Genomic DNA, 19,484 nt, shown 5'->3' on the forward strand with positions numbered 1-19,484 from the left:
GATGAAAATTACGTCTTTTGATTTTTGGCAAAAGTTCGGGAAAGCATTATTAGTTGTTGTAGCTGTAATGCCAGCAGCTGGTTTAATGATTTCTATCGGTAAGTTAATTGGGATGTCTGCTGGGGATATTAACGCAGTTCATACAATCGCTCGCGTAATGGAAGACATCGGTTGGGCAATTATTACAAATCTACACATCTTATTCGCAGTAGCAATTGGGGGATCTTGGGCGAAAGATCGCGCAGGTGGTGCATTTGCAGCACTATTAGCATTTGTCTTAACGAACAGAATTACAGGAGCTATATTTGGCGTAAACGCTGAAATGTTAGTGGATTCAAAAGCAAAAGTTTCTTCAGTATTAGCAGGAGATTTAATTGTAAAAGATTACTTTACTTCTGTACTTGGTGCACCAGCATTAAACATGGGAGTTTTCGTAGGGATTATCACAGGTTTCTTAGGAGCTACTTTATATAACAAATATTATAACTATAACAAACTGCCACAGGCACTAGCATTCTTTAACGGAAAACGATTCGTACCATTCGTTGTAATTGTTTGGTCTACAGTCACTGCAATTGTATTATCACTTTTATGGCCATTCATCCAAAGTGGATTAAATGAATTTGGTCGTTGGATTGCAGCTTCAAAAGATAGTGCACCGGTTGTTGCACCATTTGTATATGGAACGCTAGAGCGTTTACTATTACCATTTGGTTTACACCATATGTTAACAATTCCGATGAACTACACAGAGCTAGGCGGAACATATACAATGTTAACTGGCTCAAAAATTGGACAAGTTGTAGCAGGGCAAGATCCTTTATGGCTTGCATGGATTACAGATTTAAATAACTTATTAGCAAATGGAGATACAAAAGCATATAACGATCTATTAAATAATGTTGTACCAGCTCGTTTCAAAGCTGGACAAGTTATCGGTTCGACAGCAGCGTTAATGGGTATTGCTTTCGCGATGTTCCGTAATGTTGATAAAGAAAAGCGTGCAAAATATAAACCAATGTTCTTATCAGCAGCATTAGCGGTATTCTTAACAGGTGTAACAGAACCAATTGAATTTATGTTCATGTTTATTGCTCCTGTATTATATGTTGTATATGCAATCACAACAGGACTTGCATTCGCATTAGCAGATTTAATCAACTTACGTGTTCACGCATTTGGATTTATTGAGTTAATTACTCGTACACCGATGATGGTTAATGCAGGACTAACTAGAGATTTAATCAATTTCGTTATCGTTTCATTAGTATTCTTCGGTCTGAACTTTACATTATTCAACTTCTTAATTAAAAAGTTCAACTTACCAACACCAGGACGTGCAGGTAACTATATTGATAACGAAGATGAGTCATCAGAAGGAACAGGAAATGTACAAGATGGTTCATTAGCAACAAAAGTTATTGATTTATTAGGTGGAAAAGAAAATATTGCTGACGTAGATGCTTGTATGACACGTTTACGTGTAACAGTAAAAGATTTAAATGTTGTTGCACCAGAAGCACAGTGGAAACAAAATGGTGCTTTAGGACTGATCGTAAAAGATAAAGGTGTACAAGCAGTGTATGGTCCGAAAGCTGACGTATTAAAGTCAGACATTCAAGATATGTTAGGTGCGTAATAATATGAAATTGCTAACTTTAAACTGTCACTCTTGGCAAGAAGAAAATCAAATGGAAAAGATAAAATATCTTGCTAAAGTCATTCAAGAAGAAGAGTACGATGTCATCGCATTGCAAGAAGTAAGTCAGTCGATACAAGCTGAAAATGTATGCGGTAACAAGAAAGAAGATAATTTTGGAGTTTTACTATTAAAAGAGTTAAAAGCGTTACATGTAAAAGATTACAATATTACTTGGGATTTCTCTCATATTGGTTATGATGTGTATGAAGAAGGATTAGCGATTGTAACGAAACATAATGTTATAAAAGAAGATACGTTCTTTATTTCAGAAAATAAGGACACAACGTATTGGAAAACACGCAAAATTGTAAGTGCAACAATTGCCTATAATAGTAAGAACATCACGTTTTATTCTTGCCACCTCGGTTGGTGGAATGATGAAGAAGAATCATTTAAAGGTCAAGTTAATCGTTTAATGGAGCGTGTAGATAGTAATGAACTATCCTTCTTAATGGGTGATTTTAATAATAATGCCCGTTTGCAAGGTGAGGGTTATGAATATATGATGCAAAAAGGTTTGTATGACACATATGAACTAGCAATAGAGAAGGATGAAGGAACAACTGTCCAAGGGGAGATTGCTGGTTGGGATGAAAATAAACATAAATTACGAATCGATCTAATATTGTGTAACCAAAGTGAAAAAGTTCGTTCTTCAAAAGTCATTTTTAATGGTACAAACCGAGAGGTAATTTCAGATCATTTCGGTGTAGAAGTACAAGTAGATATATAATAGAAGAAATCCTCACAGATGATGAAAAGCTGTGAGGATTTTTTTGAGGAATACAAGTATTTCCAAGAGAAAATACTTGTATTTTTTATGACATTTCCTATATATTTGTTATTATTGAATGTAAAACTAATTTGGTCATTTTGTATGCATACTTTTTTTACTTCGTTATATAATGAAGTAAGTGAAATATTTAATGGGAAAAATAGTGTATTTTCGTTTAATCCACGATGTAGAAAGTGATATAATTGCAAAATGTATGTATCATTTTCTAAAGAAGGAAAAATATATAATTAGGTGATAACTTCTATGAAACAAATTTGGCGTATTTATAAGACAGATTTACGGAATGTAGCTAAACATTGGGCTGCAATTGTTATTGTTTTAGGATTAATGATTTTACCATCGTTATATGCATGGTTTAACATTAAAGCTTCCTGGGATCCGTACGGAAATACAAAAGAGGTTCCCATTGCAGTTTCTAACCAAGATGCAGGATCTAATTTAAGAGGGAAAGATATTAATATCGGTGAAGAGATTGTAGATTCTCTTAAGAAAAACAAAAATCTTGGTTGGAAATTTGTAGATGAAAAACAGGCAATTCACGGAGTTGAGCGCGGAGATTACTATGCAAGTATTACAATTCCAAAAGATTTCTCTGAAAAGATTGCAACTGTTCTGGATGAAAATCCGCAGAAACCAGAACTTGATTACTATGTAAATGAAAAGGTAAATGCGATTGCACCGAAAATTACAGCAAAAGGTGCATCAGGTATTACAGAAGAAATTAGTAAAAACTTTGTTAAAACAGCAAACGGTGAGATTTTTAAAGTTTTTAATGACCTTGGAATCGATTTAGAAACAAACTTACCGAGTATTGAGAAAGTAAAAGATCTTGTCTTTAAGTTAGAAGCGCAGTTCCCAGAAATGAATACATTGATGGATAAGGCGTTAGATGATGCAACTCGAGCAGAGGATCTGGTAAAAGTAGCGCAAAAAGAGTTGCCGGTTGTAGAAAGTGTTATTAATGATGGGCAAGAAGCGTTAGGGAACTTAGATAAGTTCTTTGCAAACAATGATGAAACATTAAAGAATGCACCTGGAACAATGAGAAATAATTTAACTGTAGCAAAAGATGTAATGGATAAAGCTAATGCTTTTACGAACTTTTTAATGAATCCAGGGATAGACCTTTCTGGTATGAAGGGATTGCCGGAGTTTCCAGCACGCCCGGATCTTTCAAAGATGAACGATGAAGGTTATAAAAATATTGCAAGAAACATTAATCAAACAGTGAATAACGTTTTAAACTCAGCACGTGCAGGAACAGCATATGGAAAAAGTGTTGTGAATGGATTGCAAAATGGTCAGTTTGATCCAGAAAAGGCAAAACAAGACCTTAATGCGGTTTCTGAAAATCTTCAGGGTCGTACAGATAGTATTGCATACCTTATTAATGTATTTACTGAACTTCAAAAATCGGCGACGACTGATTTTGGTCAAAGCTTTTTCCAAGGGCGAGTGGATCGCTTAACTAAGCTGAAAAGCGGTATGGAAAATGCAAATAACGGTATTAAAGATATTGTAAATGTTATCGGTACAGGACAAGAAGTAAAGAAAGATGTAACAGATGTAGCGAATCAAAAATTAGATGCAGCAAATGGATTAATTGATCAAGCGGAAAAAGATTATAATGAAACGTTTGTAGCAGATTACAAAAAAGCAGTTAGCACAGTCGATCAAGCTAAAGCTGATGCAAATGAAGCATACGATAGTGTGAAAAATGAATATGAAAAGGCAAAAAGTAATTTAGAAGGTGTTATAGCAGACGTAAATAATAGGGGTGTTAATGGATTAGATAGTACAAAAGTAGCTTTAAACGATTTAAATGGTCAACTACAAGCTACTAACAATCTAATTGGTGATGCGATTCCGGTTCTAGAAAGTACAAATAAGGTATTAGCAGATGTAAATAGCGGAAAAAACCTTAATGGCGGAATTGCAAAATTGAACAAAATACAAAATTCTGTTCAAAAAGGTATAGATGCAACGAATAAAGCAACTACACTAATTAACAATGGACAGAAGCCTACAAAAGAGGTTGTAGAAAGTATTAATGAAGCGACTAAAAATGCTTCAGCTCAATTAGGCGATTTCTTAGCAACGTATGATTCAGAAATCGTTCCAAACTTTAACACAGCAATTGAACGTACGAAACGTATGTCTAAAAACACATCTCAAATTTTAAAAGAAGCAGACAAAAAGCTTCCAGATGTAAAAAAACTACTAGAAGATTCATCAAAAGGCTTAGTAGATGGTAAAAAGAAATTAGCAGACATTAAAGCTGAAATGCCGGAAACTGAGAAAAAGATTAAAGAATTAGCAAATAAAATTCGTGATTTTGAATCTGAAGAGGATTTAAAAGACATCATACGCTTATTGAAAAATGATGTTGAAAAGCAAAGTGACTACTTTGCGAATCCAGTAAATTTAAAAGAGAATAAATTATTTGCGATGCCGAACTACGGTTCAGCAATGTCACCATTCTATACAGTGCTTGCATTATGGGTAGGCGCATTATTAATGGTTTCATTATTAACAGTAGAAGTACATGAAGAGGGCGCAAATTATAAGAGCCATGAAATTTACTTCGGACGTTTATTAACATTCTTAACGATAGGTCTTTCACAAGCGTTTATCGTATCAATGGGAGATATATTCTTACTCGGTACGTACGTAGTCGATAAGTTCTGGTTTGTATTATTTAGTTTATTTATTGGTGGGGTCTTCGTTTGTATCGTATACTCACTTGTTTCTATTTTCGGAAACGTTGGGAAATCGATGGCGATTATTTTACTTGTACTGCAAGTAGCAGGATCGGGCGGAACATTCCCAATTCAAATGACACCAGCGTTCTTCCAAGCGATTTATCCGTTCTTACCGTTCACATATGCAATTAGTGCAATTCGTGAAACAGTAGGTGGAATGCTTTGGGATATCGTAACGCGAGATTTACTTGTGTTAAGTGCTTTCGTAGTAGTTATGATTGTTGCTGCGTTATTACTGAAAACACCAATTAACAAATCGAGTGAAAAGTTTGTTGAGAACGCAAAAGGAAGTAAAATCATTCACTAACATAAAAGGTTCCTACCGATAGAGGTAGGAACCTTTTTGTTTTAATCAAATTTTAATTTCTTTAAAGCTTCTGCGAACGGATTATTTAATGGTTCTTCTTCTTTGTTCTGTTGTTTCATATATTTTTGAACATCGCGCTTATCAGCTTTGTTTCCGGATTCTTTTTTACGTCTTTCTTGGAATGTGGATAATTTCTCGCGATAGCCACATTTACATGCAAAGATTTGTCCTGCACCTTCACCACGTAATTCTAACTTCTTCTTACATTGCGGACAGCGAGCGTTTGTTGTACGAGATACATTTTTACGATGACCACATTCACGATCTTGGCAAACGAGCATCTTTCCTTTTTTGCCGTTTACTTCTAGCATCGGTTTACCGCAGTCTGGACAAGACTTAGTTGAAATGTTGTCATGTTTATATTTTTTATCACTCGATTTAATTTCAGAAACAATTTCTTTCGTATAGTTCTTCATTTCTGAAATGAATACTTCTTTTTTCAGTTTACCTTTTGCAATTGCTTCGAGCTTTTGTTCCCACTCACCAGTTAGTGTAGGTGATTTTAACTCTTCTGGCACTAAATCAAGTAATTGACGTCCTTTTGAAGTAATGTGAATATCTTTACCACGTTTTTCAATTAAGAATGAATTAAATAGCTTGTCGATAATATCAGCGCGTGTCGCTACAGTACCTAATCCACCAGTTGATTTTAACGTATCAGCAAGTTGTTTATTTTGCGTATCCATATATTTTGTAGGATTCTCCATTGCTGAAAGTAAAGTCGCTTCGTTAAAACGTGCAGGTGCTTTCGTTTGACTTGATGTTTGCATAATTAGCTTTACAGTTAATGTATCGCCTTTTTCGATGCGAGGTAAAAGTTGTTCTTTTACGTCATCCGTTACATCATCATCTTCAAAGCGATTTTCATATACTTCTTTCCAGCCGCCATGCAGAACAGTTTTCCCTCGTGCAATGAATGTTTCATTGCCAACTTTTGTGCGTAACGTTAGTTGTTCGTATTCGAATGCAGGGAATAAAACGGCTAAGAAACGTTTTACAACTAAATCATAAATTTTACGTTCTTTATCTGTGAAGGCGGAGAAGTTAACGTATCCTTCAGTCGGAATAATTGCGTGATGATCGCTTACTTTACTATCATCAACAAATGATTTATTAGCTTTAATAGGCTTTTGTAATACTTTATGTGCTAAAGGACGATACTCTCCGACTCCGCACGCCTTTAGACGTTCTGGAAGTGTTCCAACGATGTCAGATGAAATGTAACGCGAATCTGTACGAGGGTACGTTAGCACTTTATGTTGCTCATACAATTTCTGCATAATGTTTAATGTTTCTTTTGCAGAGTAACCGAACTTTTTATTTGCATCACGTTGTAATTCAGTTAAATCGTAAAGACCAGGAGAGAATGACTTCTTCTGTTTTTTATCAACTTCCACAACAGTAGCATTATGCTTATCTAAACCTTTTACAATGCCATCAATTTTTTCTTTATTAAAACTGCGGCTATTACCGTTCGCATCTTGCCAAGTTAGCTTTAACTGATTCGTCGTTTGTGCTTCGATGCCGTAGTAAGTTTGAGCTTTGAAGTTCTTTATTTCATCTTCACGATTAGCGATCATAGCGACAGTAGGTGTTTGTACACGACCGCAATTCAGCTGGGCATTAAAGCGAGTCGTTAAAGCGCGAGTTGCGTTAAGACCGATATACCAGTCAGCTTCTGAACGTGCAACTGCTGAAGCGTATAAATTGTCATATGCTTTACCTGGTTTTAAATTAGCGAAACCATCTTTAATCGCTTTATCAGTAACAGATGAAATCCATAGACGTTTGATCGGTTTGTTAACTCGAACCTTATCAATAATCCAGCGAGCGACTAATTCTCCTTCACGTCCAGCATCTGTCGCTACAATAATGTCATTTACATCTTTTCTAAGTAGCTGACTCTTCACAGCGTTAAATTGTTTCCCTGTTTGTTTAATAACCGTTAATTTCAAACGCTCAGGTAGCATAGGTAAATCTTCTAAATTCCACTTTTTATATTTAACATCATAGCTTTCTGGGTCTGCTAATGTAACAAGGTGACCTAAAGCCCAAGTTACAATATATTTACTACCTTCAAGGTAGCCGTTTCCTTTTTTATCGCACTTAAGTACACGCGCAATATCTCGTGCAACGGAAGGTTTTTCAGCGATTACAACGCTTTTTGCCATATTAAAAACATCCTTTCAAATTTCCATACGTTAACTATAGCATACATCTTCTTGAGATTCAGTTTCGCTCCAGGTTTGAACGTTTTTTAGTGTTATGAACAAAAATGGTTTGAAATAAAATGATGGCGATAGAACATAATCTGCAAGATGATGAGACTAGGAAAAATAGATACTTATTTATCCCGCATTAACTGGCAGGAAGACGCCTATCTCAAAATTCAGCGGAAGCAAAGAAGTTAGGTAGGGGAGCAACTGCCCATAAAAGCCCGATTGGTTCAACTAATAATCAGTGGGGATGAACAAAAGCCCCACTGATTAAAGTTTCACTTTATTATGCGTATTGTTTTATTAGTTGCTTCTATATTAAATAGAAAAGTAAAGAACTTGTTATTTTACTAGAATAAGAGTAGACTTTGAAGTAGAAGAATAATAAGCACATGGGAGTTTGTGGATGCAAACTGAGAGTATGACTAATCCGTCATTGACCATTTGAACCTGTTGGATAATGCCAGCGTAGGGAGAGTGTAAAAGCACATGTTCAGGCACTTTGCGTACGCGCAAAGTGCCTTTTTGTGTATCTCCCATCACTATAGTTAGGGGATGAGAAGGATGAATATGAAAGAAATTAGTAAAGTAGTGGATTTGGTGAGAGAATCTAATCCGCTCGTTCATAATATTACAAATGTTGTTGTAACAAATTTTACAGCTAACGGTTTGTTAGCGTTAGGGGCATCGCCTGTAATGGCGTATGCAAAAGAAGAAGTGGCAGAAATGGCTAGCATTGCTGGAGCGTTAGTATTAAATATGGGAACACTTCGTCCTGAAGAAGTAGAAGCGATGTTACTTGCGGGTAAATCAGCGAATGTGAACAATGTACCAGTACTGTTTGATCCAGTTGGTGCAGGAGCAACATCGTATCGAACAGAAGTTGCGAGACATATTCCGGCTGAAATTGATTTAGCGATTATCCGCGGAAATGCAGCTGAAATAGCGAACGTTATTAATGAGAGATGGGAAATTAAAGGGGTAGACGCCGGTGCTGGAAATGGAAATGTCGTAAGTATTGCAAGGCAGGCAGCTGATGAATTAAATACGGTTGCTGTAATTACTGGAAAAGAAGATGTTGTTACAGATGGAGAGCGGACGATTCTGATTCGAAATGGTCACCCTATTTTAACGAAAGTTACGGGAACTGGTTGTTTACTAACTTCTGTAATAGGAGCATTTGTAGCAGTAGAAAAAGATTATGTAAAGGCAGCAGTAGCGGCATTAACGTTTTATAGTGTAGCCGCGGAACTGGCAGCTGCTAAGACAGTAGAAAAGGGACCTGGTAGTTTCCAAATTGAATTTTTAAATCAGTTAGCAAATACAACTTCAGATGATATTGAGAAGTATGGGAAGATTGAGATTATATAGTAAGGAGGGGAACTAGATGCCGCGTATTACAAAGGCAGAAATGTCTAGATTATTATCAGTATATTTTATTATGGGAAGTAACAATTGTACGAAGGAGCCACTACAAGTGTTGAGAGATGCACTTAATGGCGGTATAACAATTTTTCAATTCCGTGAAAAGGGAGAAGGGGCTTTAACGGGAGAGGAACGTATTTGTTTCGCAAAAGAATTACAAGTAATTTGTAAGGAGTACGGTGTACCTTTCATTGTAAATGATGATGTGGAACTAGCTATCGAGTTAGATGCAGATGGCGTGCATGTTGGACAAGATGATGAAGGGATTACTTCTGTTCGTGAAAAAATGGGGGATAAAATTGTTGGTGTATCTACCCATACAATTGAAGAAGCACGCTGGGCAATTCAAAACGGAGCTGATTATTTAGGTGTTGGCCCTATTTTCCCTACGAGTACGAAAAAAGATACGAAAGCAGTGCAAGGAACGAAAGGTTTAGCTCATTTTAGAGAGCAAGGAATTACAATACCGATCGTCGGGATTGGTGGCATTACAATTGAAAATACAACTTCAGTTATAGAAGCGGGTGCGGACGGTGTTTCTGTTATTTCTGCGATTAGTTTAGCGGAATCTGCTTATGAAAGTACGAAGAAGCTAGTAGAGGAAGTAAGTAAGAGTTTGTAGAAAAAGAAACTTCAGTAAAGAACATAATGGAAGAATGGACAGTTAAAAATATTTAAACAAACGTTTGATTAAAAAAGCACAAACCCTTTAAAAATGTAGGTTTGTGCTTTTTCTTTAAAACATAATTGATATTAAGAGCATTCCAATTCCGATAGAAGTGAATGTTGCGATAAGGCCTGGAATCATAAAGCTATGATTTAAAACATATTTACCAATGCCAGTTGTACCAGTGCGATCAAAGTTGATGGCAGCAACGATTGTTCCATAGTTTGGAATGAAGAAGTATCCATTTACTGCAGGGAACATCGCGATTAGTAGTGCTGGTGGAATACCGAGTGATAATCCAAGAGGCATTAAAGCACGTACTGTTGCTGCTTGGCTATATAGTAAAATAGATAGAATGAATAATGCGATGGCAAATAGCCATGGTGCACTTGTTACTAGGTGCTGAATTGAACCTTGAATCATATTTAAGTTTCCGTTAAAGAAAGTATCTCCCATCCAAGCGATACCGAAAATAGCAACAACTGCTGTTGCCCCCGCTTTAAAGACGTTACCAGACACGATGCTTTCTACATTTGGTTTACAGAAAATAATAATAAGAGCTGCGATGGTTAACATAACCATTTCAATTGTGTTTGGCATGGAAAGGTGAACTAGCTTCCCGTCGATCATCCATCCTGGACGAAGCGCTTCAAATGAACCGAGAAGTACGACAAGGAAAGTTCCTACTAAGAAAAGGATAACGGATAATTTAGCGCCTTTTACACCAACAAATTCTTTTTTCTCTTCAATCTTAGGAATCATTCCTTCTTTTAATCGTTTTAAGTATTCAGGGTCTTCATTTAATTCTTTCCCCATTTTGCTAGCAACAAATGCAGCTACCATACAAGCGATGAAAGTAGAAGGGATACTTACTTTTAAAATATCTAATAAAGTGATTTTATAGTCAGCTAGCATTGCTAAAAGTGCAACTGTTGCAGCTGATATAGGACTAGCTGTAATTGCTTGTTGGGAAGCGATTACGGCAATTGACATTGGTCGTTCCGGTCTAATCCCAGATTCGCGAGAGACTTCTGCGATAACAGGAAGTACAGAATAAGCAACGTGACCAGTTCCTGCGCAGAGTGTAAATAAATAAGTAACAATTGGAGCAAAGAATGTAATGCGTTTTGGATTTTTTCGTAATGCTTTCTCAGCTAGATGAACAAGGTAGTCCATTCCTCCAGCGGCTTGCAGTGCACCGGCAGCTGTAATTACTGCTAAAATCATAAGCATTACATCAATAGGAGGAGCTGTAGGTTGTAAATGGAAGACGAAAACAAGTATTGCCATACCAACGCCACCCATTACTCCTAAACCAACTCCACCTAAGCGTGCGCCAATAAAGATGCAGAGTAGTAACGTAAGAAATTGTAGCCAAAACATGATAAACTACCTCCGAAATTCATTAGTTAAGATATATTTGAATAATTTAATTTAAACGAAGATTAAAATAAATACTCAAAATAATCCTTGTGTTATATACGTTTTTTATTATATAACACAAGAAATGTAACATTCACGTACTTTGTTAAATTATTTCGAAAAAATAATGCATTAAAACTTTACATTTGCATCTATAAATAGGTAGACATTTTAATTTTTATGTTGTAATCTTTGATAGAGAATAATTTAATTCTCATAGAACTCCCATATCGTTCAACTCGTTCAGCGAGAAAGGCAAACTGATGGAAACATTAGGACGCAAAACTACAGGAGCTAAGGCCGAAAGGCTATGCTAGCCAGTTACCGGACGGATAGGGTTGGTCTTGACCAATGCTCTTTCATTGGTCTTTTTTTTATTTGTAAACAAATGAGAACCTTTATCAATTGTTAATGAGGTTTATATTTTAATAGTTTTAATTTATATTAAGTTAATTAAGAAAGGTGATGTTAATGAAAAAATATTGGCATAAGATATCATTTCTTCAAAAAAATGTATTGTTAACTGTGCTAGTTATTTTGACGCTTGTTGGTACTATGGGAGCGTTAAGTTTTAACATGTTTCAAAATAGCATGATGTCTATATTTGAAAGGCATTCTTTTGAAACAGGAGATACGGTATTACATAAATTAGACGCAGAAATATTAAGGGATGTTGCAAAAGATCCAACGGCAGAAAGAGAGAAAAGAGAGAAGTTGACAGAAAAATTAGATGAATCAACGGAAGAATTGAACAGTGTTGGACAAACGTATATTGTTGGAGCGAAAAAAAATGAAAAAGGTGAGCTACAAATCATTGATTTGTCTACAGGTTTAGCAAATGTTGTTGAAGTAAGGCCGGGAGAATATTATAAACAACCAGATCTTTGGATGGAAGCATATGATAAAGTAATGAGCACAAAAAAAGCAAACATGACAGTAGTATATGAAGACGCATTAGGATCATGGGTAACGATATTAGAGCCAATTAAAGATGAGGAAAATAATATTGTGGCAATTGTTGCAGCCGATGTAGATGCCTCTATTGTACCTATAACAAAAGAAAAGTTCATTATACAAGGTTTAATGTTTATTTGTATTTCTGTTTTAATTGCAACGGTTATTCAATTCCTAATCGTACGTAACGCACTTGCTCCATTGCGGGATTTACGTGAAGGATTGCGCAAAGTCGGTGAAGGTGACTTAAGTATTAAATTAGAGGAAAGACCAGATGATATTGGTATTATTAATGCGTATTTTAATAATACTATCGAGAAGTTTAAAGGGATTATAGATAAAGTAAAGCAGACAGCAGAACAGGTTTCCTCATCTTCACAAGAATTGTCAGTGAGTACGAAAGAGAATAGCATGGCAGTCCAAGGAATCGTAAGTTCTATAGTTGAGTTAAGGGCTGGCGTTCAATTACAAGAAACTGCAGTACCAAAGTATTTAGATATTATATATGAAATGGAAGATAGGATGGAAGAGATAACGAATACTGCAAAACAAATGGCGAAAGAGTCTGAAGGTACAAACCATCATTCAGTAAAAGGAAATGGTATTATTGAGCAGACGATTAATCAAATGAACATAATACAAAGTGCAGTACAAGATTTATCTTCTATTATTTATTCTTTCGAAAAAAGATCAAAAGAAATTAGTGACATTGTAACAGTAATTACCGATATTTCAAATCAAACGAATTCGCTAGCTCTAAATGCTACTACTATTGAAGCTTCATATGCTGAGGAAACTGGTAAGGGATTTGTCGTTGTTGCGGATGAAGTGCGTAAATTAGCAGAGCAGACGGAAGCATCAGCAAAAGATATAGCAAAATTAATAGGGGAAACACGAGTTGGTACGGAAGAAGCTGTTGTTTCAATTCAAAATGCTTTAAAAGAAGTAGAATCTGGAATGAAACTTGTTGAAAGTAGTGGTGCTTTCTTTGGTGAAATTTCAAAATCAGCACAATCTGTTACAAATCAAGTTAGAGTTGTTTCTAGCAATTCAAGTGATATATTGCAAAATAGCCAAAATATTGTTCGTGTTGTAAATGAACTATCACTTATCGCAAATACGTATGCAAATAGTAGTAATAATATTGAAGAAAGTATGAAAGAACAGGAAATGTCTGTACAAGATATTGCTGAATTAGCAAGTTCTTTAAGCTGGCTTTCACAGGAGTTACAAGAGTTAATTGGTGAATTCAAAAGTTAAATGAAATGATTATACGTGCTTTTGTTTGTTCAATAAAATAAATCATGCTACAATGAAAACGAATTAAGGACCGGGGAGCCAATTGGCTGAGAGGATGTAAACAAACATCGACCCTCAACCTGATCTGGATAATGCCAGCGTAGGGAGTTACTTAAAGTGATGTAGCATATGTTATTCTATAATAACTTGCATACAAGGCTTTCCTACGCAGTAGGAAAGCCTTTTCTTGTTTTAATATTTCATTTTATAAGGGGGATTTTACTATGTCACAACAAGTTACAATTTCATTTTCAGTAGTACCACAAGCGAAGAACAAAGATGTGTATTCTGTTGTCGATAAAGCAATTGAAGTTGTACAACAATCGGGAGTTCGTTATGAAGTAGGGGCAATGGAAACAACGCTGGAAGGAGAATTAGATGTACTTCTTGATGTCATTAAACGTGCACAACAAGCGTGTGTGGATGCTGGAGCAGAAGAAGTAATTACTTCTATTAAAATCCACTATCGTCCAAGCACTGGTGTAACGATAGATGAAAAAGTTTGGAAGTACCGTGATGAATATGCAAAACCAGAAGCAATCTAAAATAATTACAACAATTTGGCTTATCCTTCTCATTGCGATATGGGAAGGATCTGTTTCATTATTTAAAATTGAACCGTGGATTTTACCAAAGCCTTCTGCCATTGTTCAAGAATTAATTGGAATGAAAGATTTACTATTACCGAATACGATGCAAACGCTGCAAGAGGTTATAATTGGACTGTTCTTTGCGATTTTAATTGGGACAAGTATTGCAATTATTATGGACGTTATTCCTTTATTTCGTATTTTAATAAATCCGTTGCTTGTTATTTCGCAAACGATTCCAATCGTTGTACTTGCACCGTTATTTATTATTTGGTTTGGATATGGAATGTTACCGAAAGTAATGGTAGTCATACTCGTTTGTTTCTTCCCGATTGCGCTTAGCATTTTAGAAGGTTTTCAAACGGTAGATAAAAATATGTTGAAGTTGTTGCAAACGATGAAGGCAACGAAATGGCAAGTTTACCAGAAAGTAAAGTTTCCAGCAGTGCTTCCATACTTTTTCTCAGGTTTAAAAATTGCAGTTACATATAGCGTAATGGGAGCGATTATTGGGGAATGGCTCGGTGCCAGTGAAGGATTAGGAGTTATGCTTACGAGAGCTACAAAATCCTTTTTAACAGCCCGGGTATTTGGTGTGGCAGCAATTATTGTTATGGTGACATTATGTCTGTATTTTATCGTGGAGTTTATGGCAAGAATAACAGCACCATGGATATATAGAAAGGACGGCAGAAAATGAAAAAAGGTTTAAAAGTTATGTTGGCTGCCTTATTAGCAGTAGGTGTGGCTGGATGTAATCCGGCGAAGAAAGAAGAAAGTGCAAGTAAAGATCAAAACGTAAAAGTAGTATTAGATTGGTTTCCGAATACGAATCATACTGGCTTATATGTAGCGCAAGCAAAAGAGTATTATAAAAAGCAAGGCTTAGATGTAGAAATTATTCAGCCTGGTGATAATGTGACAGCGGAGCAAATGATAGCTTCAGGAAAAGCTGACTTCGCAATAAGCGCACAAGAAAATGTAACGTTGGCTCGTGTGGAAGGGATTCCTGTTGTATCTGTAGGAGCGATTATTCAGCATAACACTTCAGCTTTTGCATCGCTTAAGAAAGATAACATGACTTCACCGAAAGATTTTGAAGGTAAACGTTACGGAGGCTGGGGAGGACCAGCAGAAGAAGCAACGTTAAAGACAATTATGGAGAAACATCAAGCTGATTTTAATAAAGTTGAAAAAATCATCTTAGGACAAACAGATTTCTTTAAATCAATCGGCCGTGATGCAGACTTTGAATGGATTTATTACGGATGGGATGGAATTGAAGCGAAGCGCCAAGGAAAAGAGTTAAATACGATTATGGTGAAAGACTTAGACCCCGCGCTTGATTTCTATAGTCCTGTTATTATTACGAGTGAAAAACATACGAAGCAAGATAAAGACTTTGTGAAAAAGTTTATGAGTGCAACGACAGAAGGGTATAATTTTGCAATTAAAGAACCGAAAGAAGCTGCGGATATTTTAATTAAAGCAGTTCCAGATGTGAATAAAGACTTAGTACAAGAAAGTCAAAAGTGGTTAAGTACGAAGTATCAAGATGATGCAAAAGCATGGGGAGTACAGAAGGAAGAAGTTTGGACGAATTACATGAATTTCTTATATGATAACAAAGTTATTAAGAAGAAAATTGATGTGAAAGATGCCTTTACAAATGAGTTCCTTCCAAGTGAAAAATGAGTGGATTACAAATAAAAGAGGTTGTAAAAGCTTTTGATGGAAAGAATGTATTAGCAAATATTAGTGCTTCTATACGAGAGGGAGAGTTCGTTTCCTTTGTAGGACCGAGTGGTTGTGGGAAAAGCACACTATTAAATATGATCGCAAATGTTGAAAATCCAACAAGTGGAAGTGTAACGTATAACGATAAGCAAATGCAAGAGCAAGATGTCGTAAGTTATATGCCGCAACAGGATTTATTACTACCGTGGAGATCAGCTTTACAAAATATCGTTCTTCCGTTAGAAATTGAAGGGAAGCCGAAAAAACAAAGGCTGACAGAAGGAATGGAAGCATTAAAGCAGTTTGAACTAGATGAGTATGCAGACCATTATCCAGATGAATTGTCAGGTGGTATGCGCCAAAGGATTAGTTTTCTGCGCACATATTTATGTGAAAAGCCAATTATGCTACTTGATGAACCTTTTGGAAAATTAGACGCTTTTACAAAAATGGAAGTACATAGCTGGCTTTTAAACTCTTGGCACCAAGAGAAGCAAACAATCGTTATGGTTACACATGACTTGGATGAAGCTATCTTACTTTCGGATCGCGTATTTATTTTATCTCAAAGGCCAGCATCAATAGTTGGCGAGGTACAAGTGAAATTACCTAGGCCGAGAACGATGGATATGTTAACATCACTTGAGTTAAAGAAGGATAAGGAAGAAATTCTGAGAGTATTAGTCCCGTATATGAAAAAATAGAAAAAGTCTTTTAACAGTTTTTGGTATAATTGCTGTTAAGAGGCTTTTTTGTATAGGGGGAAAAAGATGAAATCTATAGAGCAAATAGTTGATTCGTTAACAGCTGATAATCTTGAGGAAGGAAAGTCCTTATTAAAAAATCAAATTTTATTAATGAAGTATGGTATGGAACATCACGAATTAAAAGAAGAAGAAATGACAGAAATTTCAAAGTGGGTTCAAGGCCGAAATCAATTGAGAGAAGAAGTTCCGGAATTACGTGATTTACATTTAATTAAAAAGTTTCAGTCGCTATTAGATGAATTTATTCATTCTATAATTTCAAATGGTTATGTAGAAGACGCGGTAGAAATTTTAGAGAGTGTATTAAAAAGTATGGGAGCAGTCGCTCATATTGTAAAAATTATGTTTGTTGGCAAAAGAAAAGTTAATAGAAATTCTTTAGAAATGGTAGAAGAGTTAAAACGAGAGTGCTACAACTTAATGGAACAGCGTGCTGCTGTCGGTTTACATGCTCAAATCTTTCACGTTTTAGGTTTCGTTCATTCGATTCAGTTTGATTTAGAAGAAAGTTCACAGGAACATGGACGGTCTGTAATAGGCTTTTTAACAGATTTTAAAACGAATGAATTGAAATCGGTGCAACAATTTCAAACGGAAGACCATATCCCAGAAGTGAAAAATATGGTGAGTAAAGAGTATGGGATAGAATTACAAAGAAGAATTTATATGTGGAAATCGTTAATGCTTATCTTTACAAGTCCATATGCATTAGAAAAGATGTATAAGGAAATTTATGCGGAAAATGAAAAAGTGGAGAAGGAACAAAAGAAAAAATAGAGAATAGAATATAACAGAGTAGTTTATACTCTTAATATAACAAATGTTAAAGGAGTGAAAGGATATAATGACTTTATCAACTGTTCTTCAAATGGTTTTAGCTTGATACGGGAGAAGTCTGCCCATTTTTAACGATTAAGCTAAATTGAAGACAGCAGGTAAAGAACCTTAATCCTTTTTTACGATAATATGTAATGGGTAAGGTGTATTCACCTTACCCATTTTTTATATGCACAATTAAATAAGGCTTTATACTGTTGCGCTCTCTATTTAGCTTATGAACGATAAGTAAAGGAGAGAAAAAAATGAGTATATTAACAGTAGAAAATTTAAGTCATTCGTATAGTGAGAAGACCATTTTATATAATGCGTGTTTTCGACTATTAAAGGGTGAGCATGTTGGATTAGTAGGGGAAAATGGAATTGGAAAATCAACATTGTTAAAGATTTTAACAGGAGAACTTATACATGATGACGGAAGCATTGAATGGTTTCCGCATGTGAAGATAGGTTTTTTACAGCAGCATATGGATTTACAAGAGGGGATCACAATTGAAGGATACCTACAAAGTGCATTTTCGGATTTGTATGCGATTGAATGCGAAATGTTAAAAATTGCTGAAGAAATGAATGGAGCAGAAGAAATAGAAAAACTTTTAGTAAAGTATGGAGAATTACAAACTATATTGGAAAGCTCTAATTTCTATCACATTCATACAGAAATTGAAGAAGTAGCAATCGGTTTAGGTTTATTTGAAATAGGTTTGAAAAAGGACGTTTCAAAGTTAAGTGGAGGACAGCGAACAAAGTTATTACTTGGGAAGATCCTTTTAGAAAAAGCTGATGTTTTATTGCTAGATGAGCCAACAAACTATTTAGATACAGACCATATAGAGTGGTTGCAATCGTATTTGAGACTGTGTGAAAAAGCTTATGTGATCATTTCACATGACGAAATATTTTTGAACAGTATTACAAATGTTATTTATCATCTAGAAGGAGGGAAAGTGAAGCGGTACGTAGGAAATTATGAAAAATTTGTGCAAAGTTATCAATTGCAAAGGAAACAATTACAATCGGCGCATGCGAAACAACAAAAAGAAATCTCTCAGTTAGAAACATTTATTCAAAAAAATAAAATTCGAAAAGCGAAACAGGCTAAAAGTCGAGAGAGAGTATTAGAGAAAATGCAAAGGATTGAAAAGGTTACTCATGTAAATCGATCCCGCTTTGGTTTTACTGTTTATGAGGAGCCAGTGAGTCGTATATTGCAAGCTGAGAAACTAAGGATAGGTTATAGTGATCCATTATGTCCAGAGTTGAATTTACAAGTGAAAAAGGGAGAAAAGATAGCGATTGTTGGTCATAATGGAATTGGAAAAACGACTATGTTAAAAACGTTATTGGGCCAAATAAAGCCGCTAAGTGGTTCAATTTCTGTTGGAGAACGAGTAAATCCTGCCTATTTTGCACAGGAAGAGTTTGCATCAGAAACAACACCATTAGAGAAAGTTTGGGCAGAAAGACCAGATATGACAAGGAAAGAAGTACGCCAAGCATTAGCAAAGTGTGGATTGAAAGAAGAACATGTATTAAGACCCATTCGTTTATTAAGCGGCGGAGAACAAACGAAAGTGCGTTTATGTGAACTTATTGTAACGAAAAGCAATGTTTTAATTTTAGATGAACCGACTAATCATTTGGATATAGAAACAAAGGAGTCTTTGCAGGAAGCGTTACAACAATATACAGGAACAGTTTTACTTGTCTCACATGAGCCGTCTTTTTATGAAGCATGGATCACAAAAGTATGGAATGTAGAAGAATGGAACGCTGAACAATATGAATAAAGAAAAGGCATTAGCTTGTATAAGCTAATGCCTTTTCTTTGTGATTAACATGATTTTCGAGAACTCTTACATGAGAATTGTATGAAGAAGCACTCTTATGGTGCGCTTATAAGCGTGCTTTTTCTTTTGTTATGTTTATATTTATAATAATAC

General features: G+C 35.5%; 14 protein-coding genes and 3 riboswitches. Of the genes, 12 read left to right on the forward strand and 2 right to left on the reverse strand.

The genetic code is table 11. The features are described 5' to 3' along the window. Nucleotide 1: 1 nt before the first annotated feature. The 3 genes from FS742_RS23830 to FS742_RS23845 all read left to right on the forward strand — a co-directional run bounded on the left by FS742_RS23830 (nucleotide 2) and on the right by FS742_RS23845 (nucleotide 5,567). The gene (locus FS742_RS23830; protein ID WP_144615517.1) at nucleotides 2–1,639 is read left to right on the forward strand and encodes a PTS transporter subunit IIBC; all 1,638 of its coding nucleotides are present in this window, start codon (nucleotides 2–4) and stop codon (nucleotides 1,637–1,639) included. A 4-nt stretch (nucleotides 1,640–1,643) separates the two neighbouring features. Continuing rightward, nucleotides 1,644–2,435: an endonuclease/exonuclease/phosphatase family protein gene (locus tag FS742_RS23835; RefSeq protein ID WP_144615519.1), complete on the forward strand. Its 792-nt coding sequence runs from the start codon at nucleotides 1,644–1,646 to the stop codon at nucleotides 2,433–2,435. A gap of 306 nt (nucleotides 2,436–2,741) precedes the next feature. Further along, nucleotides 2,742–5,567, forward strand: a complete 2,826-nt coding sequence (locus tag FS742_RS23845) for a YhgE/Pip domain-containing protein (protein WP_144615521.1) — start codon at nucleotides 2,742–2,744, stop codon at nucleotides 5,565–5,567. Between the two features lie 41 nt (nucleotides 5,568–5,608). On the opposite strand, the gene topB is transcribed toward FS742_RS23845, so the two are convergent. After that, nucleotides 5,609–7,798 (reverse strand): DNA topoisomerase III, encoded by a 2,190-nt coding sequence (gene topB, locus FS742_RS23850; protein ID WP_144615523.1) that lies wholly within the window; start codon nucleotides 7,796–7,798, stop codon nucleotides 5,609–5,611. A 427-nt stretch (nucleotides 7,799–8,225) separates the two neighbouring features. Continuing rightward, nucleotides 8,226–8,335: riboswitch (TPP riboswitch) on the forward strand. Nucleotides 8,336–8,407: 72 nt separating this feature from the next. Here topB and thiM point away from each other — a divergent pair. Further along, nucleotides 8,408–9,214, forward strand: a complete 807-nt coding sequence (thiM, locus tag FS742_RS23855) for a hydroxyethylthiazole kinase (RefSeq protein ID WP_144615524.1) — start codon at nucleotides 8,408–8,410, stop codon at nucleotides 9,212–9,214. A gap of 16 nt (nucleotides 9,215–9,230) precedes the next feature. Beyond that, nucleotides 9,231–9,890 (forward strand): thiamine phosphate synthase, encoded by a 660-nt coding sequence (thiE, locus tag FS742_RS23860; RefSeq protein WP_144615526.1) that lies wholly within the window; start codon nucleotides 9,231–9,233, stop codon nucleotides 9,888–9,890. 114 nt (nucleotides 9,891–10,004) lie between these two features. Here thiE and FS742_RS23865 read toward each other — a convergent pair whose 3' ends face one another. Continuing rightward, on the reverse strand, nucleotides 10,005–11,318 hold the full coding sequence (locus FS742_RS23865) for an anaerobic C4-dicarboxylate transporter family protein (protein WP_144615528.1): 1,314 nt from the start codon (nucleotides 11,316–11,318) through the stop codon (nucleotides 10,005–10,007). A 283-nt stretch (nucleotides 11,319–11,601) separates the two neighbouring features. Next, nucleotides 11,602–11,686, forward strand: a riboswitch (cyclic di-GMP riboswitch). Nucleotides 11,687–11,828: 142 nt separating this feature from the next. Here FS742_RS23865 and FS742_RS23870 point away from each other — a divergent pair. The 7 genes from FS742_RS23870 (at nucleotide 11,829) to FS742_RS23900 (ending at nucleotide 19,331) form a co-directional block, all read left to right on the forward strand. Further along, nucleotides 11,829–13,571 (forward strand): methyl-accepting chemotaxis protein, encoded by a 1,743-nt coding sequence (locus tag FS742_RS23870; RefSeq protein WP_144615530.1) that lies wholly within the window; start codon nucleotides 11,829–11,831, stop codon nucleotides 13,569–13,571. Between the two features lie 61 nt (nucleotides 13,572–13,632). Beyond that, a riboswitch (TPP riboswitch) is annotated at nucleotides 13,633–13,734 on the forward strand. A 100-nt stretch (nucleotides 13,735–13,834) separates the two neighbouring features. After that, the gene (locus FS742_RS23875; protein ID WP_000082898.1) at nucleotides 13,835–14,155 is read left to right on the forward strand and encodes an MTH1187 family thiamine-binding protein; all 321 of its coding nucleotides are present in this window, start codon (nucleotides 13,835–13,837) and stop codon (nucleotides 14,153–14,155) included. Beyond that, a complete protein-coding gene (locus FS742_RS23880) occupies nucleotides 14,127–14,900 on the forward strand; it encodes an ABC transporter permease (protein ID WP_001057155.1) in 774 nt (257 codons plus the stop codon). Before FS742_RS23875 ends, FS742_RS23880 begins: the two co-directional genes overlap by 29 nt. Continuing rightward, on the forward strand, nucleotides 14,897–15,895 hold the full coding sequence (locus tag FS742_RS23885; RefSeq protein WP_087957326.1) for an ABC transporter substrate-binding protein: 999 nt from the start codon (nucleotides 14,897–14,899) through the stop codon (nucleotides 15,893–15,895). Before FS742_RS23880 ends, FS742_RS23885 begins: the two co-directional genes overlap by 4 nt. Beyond that, entirely contained in the window at nucleotides 15,892–16,641 is a 750-nt protein-coding gene (locus FS742_RS23890) for an ABC transporter ATP-binding protein (protein WP_144615532.1), read from the forward strand. The genes FS742_RS23885 and FS742_RS23890 overlap by 4 nt, the downstream gene beginning before the upstream one ends. A gap of 66 nt (nucleotides 16,642–16,707) precedes the next feature. Beyond that, a complete protein-coding gene (locus FS742_RS23895; protein ID WP_144615534.1) occupies nucleotides 16,708–17,481 on the forward strand; it encodes a hypothetical protein in 774 nt (257 codons plus the stop codon). Between the two features lie 305 nt (nucleotides 17,482–17,786). After that, nucleotides 17,787–19,331, forward strand: coding sequence for an ABC-F family ATP-binding cassette domain-containing protein (locus tag FS742_RS23900; protein ID WP_144615536.1), 1,545 nt, complete (start codon nucleotides 17,787–17,789; stop codon nucleotides 19,329–19,331). The last annotated feature ends 153 nt before the right edge of the window (nucleotides 19,332–19,484 follow it).

Origin of the sequence: Bacillus cereus (assembly GCF_007678085.1) — a bacterium.
GTDB lineage: Bacteria > Bacillota > Bacilli > Bacillales > Bacillaceae_G > Bacillus_A > Bacillus_A cereus_BE.

What these genes read in the sequence shown, in the direction of transcription:
- topB (WP_144615523.1), bottom strand. Translation starts at nt 7,798, where the DNA reads ATGGCAAAAAGCGTTGTAATCGCTGAAAAACCTTCCGTTGCACGAGAT.
- FS742_RS23895 (WP_144615534.1), top strand. Translation starts at nt 16,708, where the DNA reads ATGAAATCTATAGAGCAAATAGTTGATTCGTTAACAGCTGATAATCTT.
- FS742_RS23865 (WP_144615528.1), bottom strand. Translation starts at nt 11,318, where the DNA reads ATGTTTTGGCTACAATTTCTTACGTTACTACTCTGCATCTTTATTGGC.
- FS742_RS23885 (WP_087957326.1), top strand. Translation starts at nt 14,897, where the DNA reads ATGAAAAAAGGTTTAAAAGTTATGTTGGCTGCCTTATTAGCAGTAGGT.
- thiE (WP_144615526.1), top strand. Translation starts at nt 9,231, where the DNA reads ATGCCGCGTATTACAAAGGCAGAAATGTCTAGATTATTATCAGTATAT.
- FS742_RS23835 (WP_144615519.1), top strand. Translation starts at nt 1,644, where the DNA reads ATGAAATTGCTAACTTTAAACTGTCACTCTTGGCAAGAAGAAAATCAA.
- FS742_RS23830 (WP_144615517.1), top strand. Translation starts at nt 2, where the DNA reads ATGAAAATTACGTCTTTTGATTTTTGGCAAAAGTTCGGGAAAGCATTA.
- thiM (WP_144615524.1), top strand. Translation starts at nt 8,408, where the DNA reads ATGAATATGAAAGAAATTAGTAAAGTAGTGGATTTGGTGAGAGAATCT.
- FS742_RS23845 (WP_144615521.1), top strand. Translation starts at nt 2,742, where the DNA reads ATGAAACAAATTTGGCGTATTTATAAGACAGATTTACGGAATGTAGCT.
- FS742_RS23870 (WP_144615530.1), top strand. Translation starts at nt 11,829, where the DNA reads ATGAAAAAATATTGGCATAAGATATCATTTCTTCAAAAAAATGTATTG.
- FS742_RS23900 (WP_144615536.1), top strand. Translation starts at nt 17,787, where the DNA reads ATGAGTATATTAACAGTAGAAAATTTAAGTCATTCGTATAGTGAGAAG.
- FS742_RS23880 (WP_001057155.1), top strand. Translation starts at nt 14,127, where the DNA reads ATGAATATGCAAAACCAGAAGCAATCTAAAATAATTACAACAATTTGG.
- FS742_RS23875 (WP_000082898.1), top strand. Translation starts at nt 13,835, where the DNA reads ATGTCACAACAAGTTACAATTTCATTTTCAGTAGTACCACAAGCGAAG.
- FS742_RS23890 (WP_144615532.1), top strand. Translation starts at nt 15,892, where the DNA reads ATGAGTGGATTACAAATAAAAGAGGTTGTAAAAGCTTTTGATGGAAAG.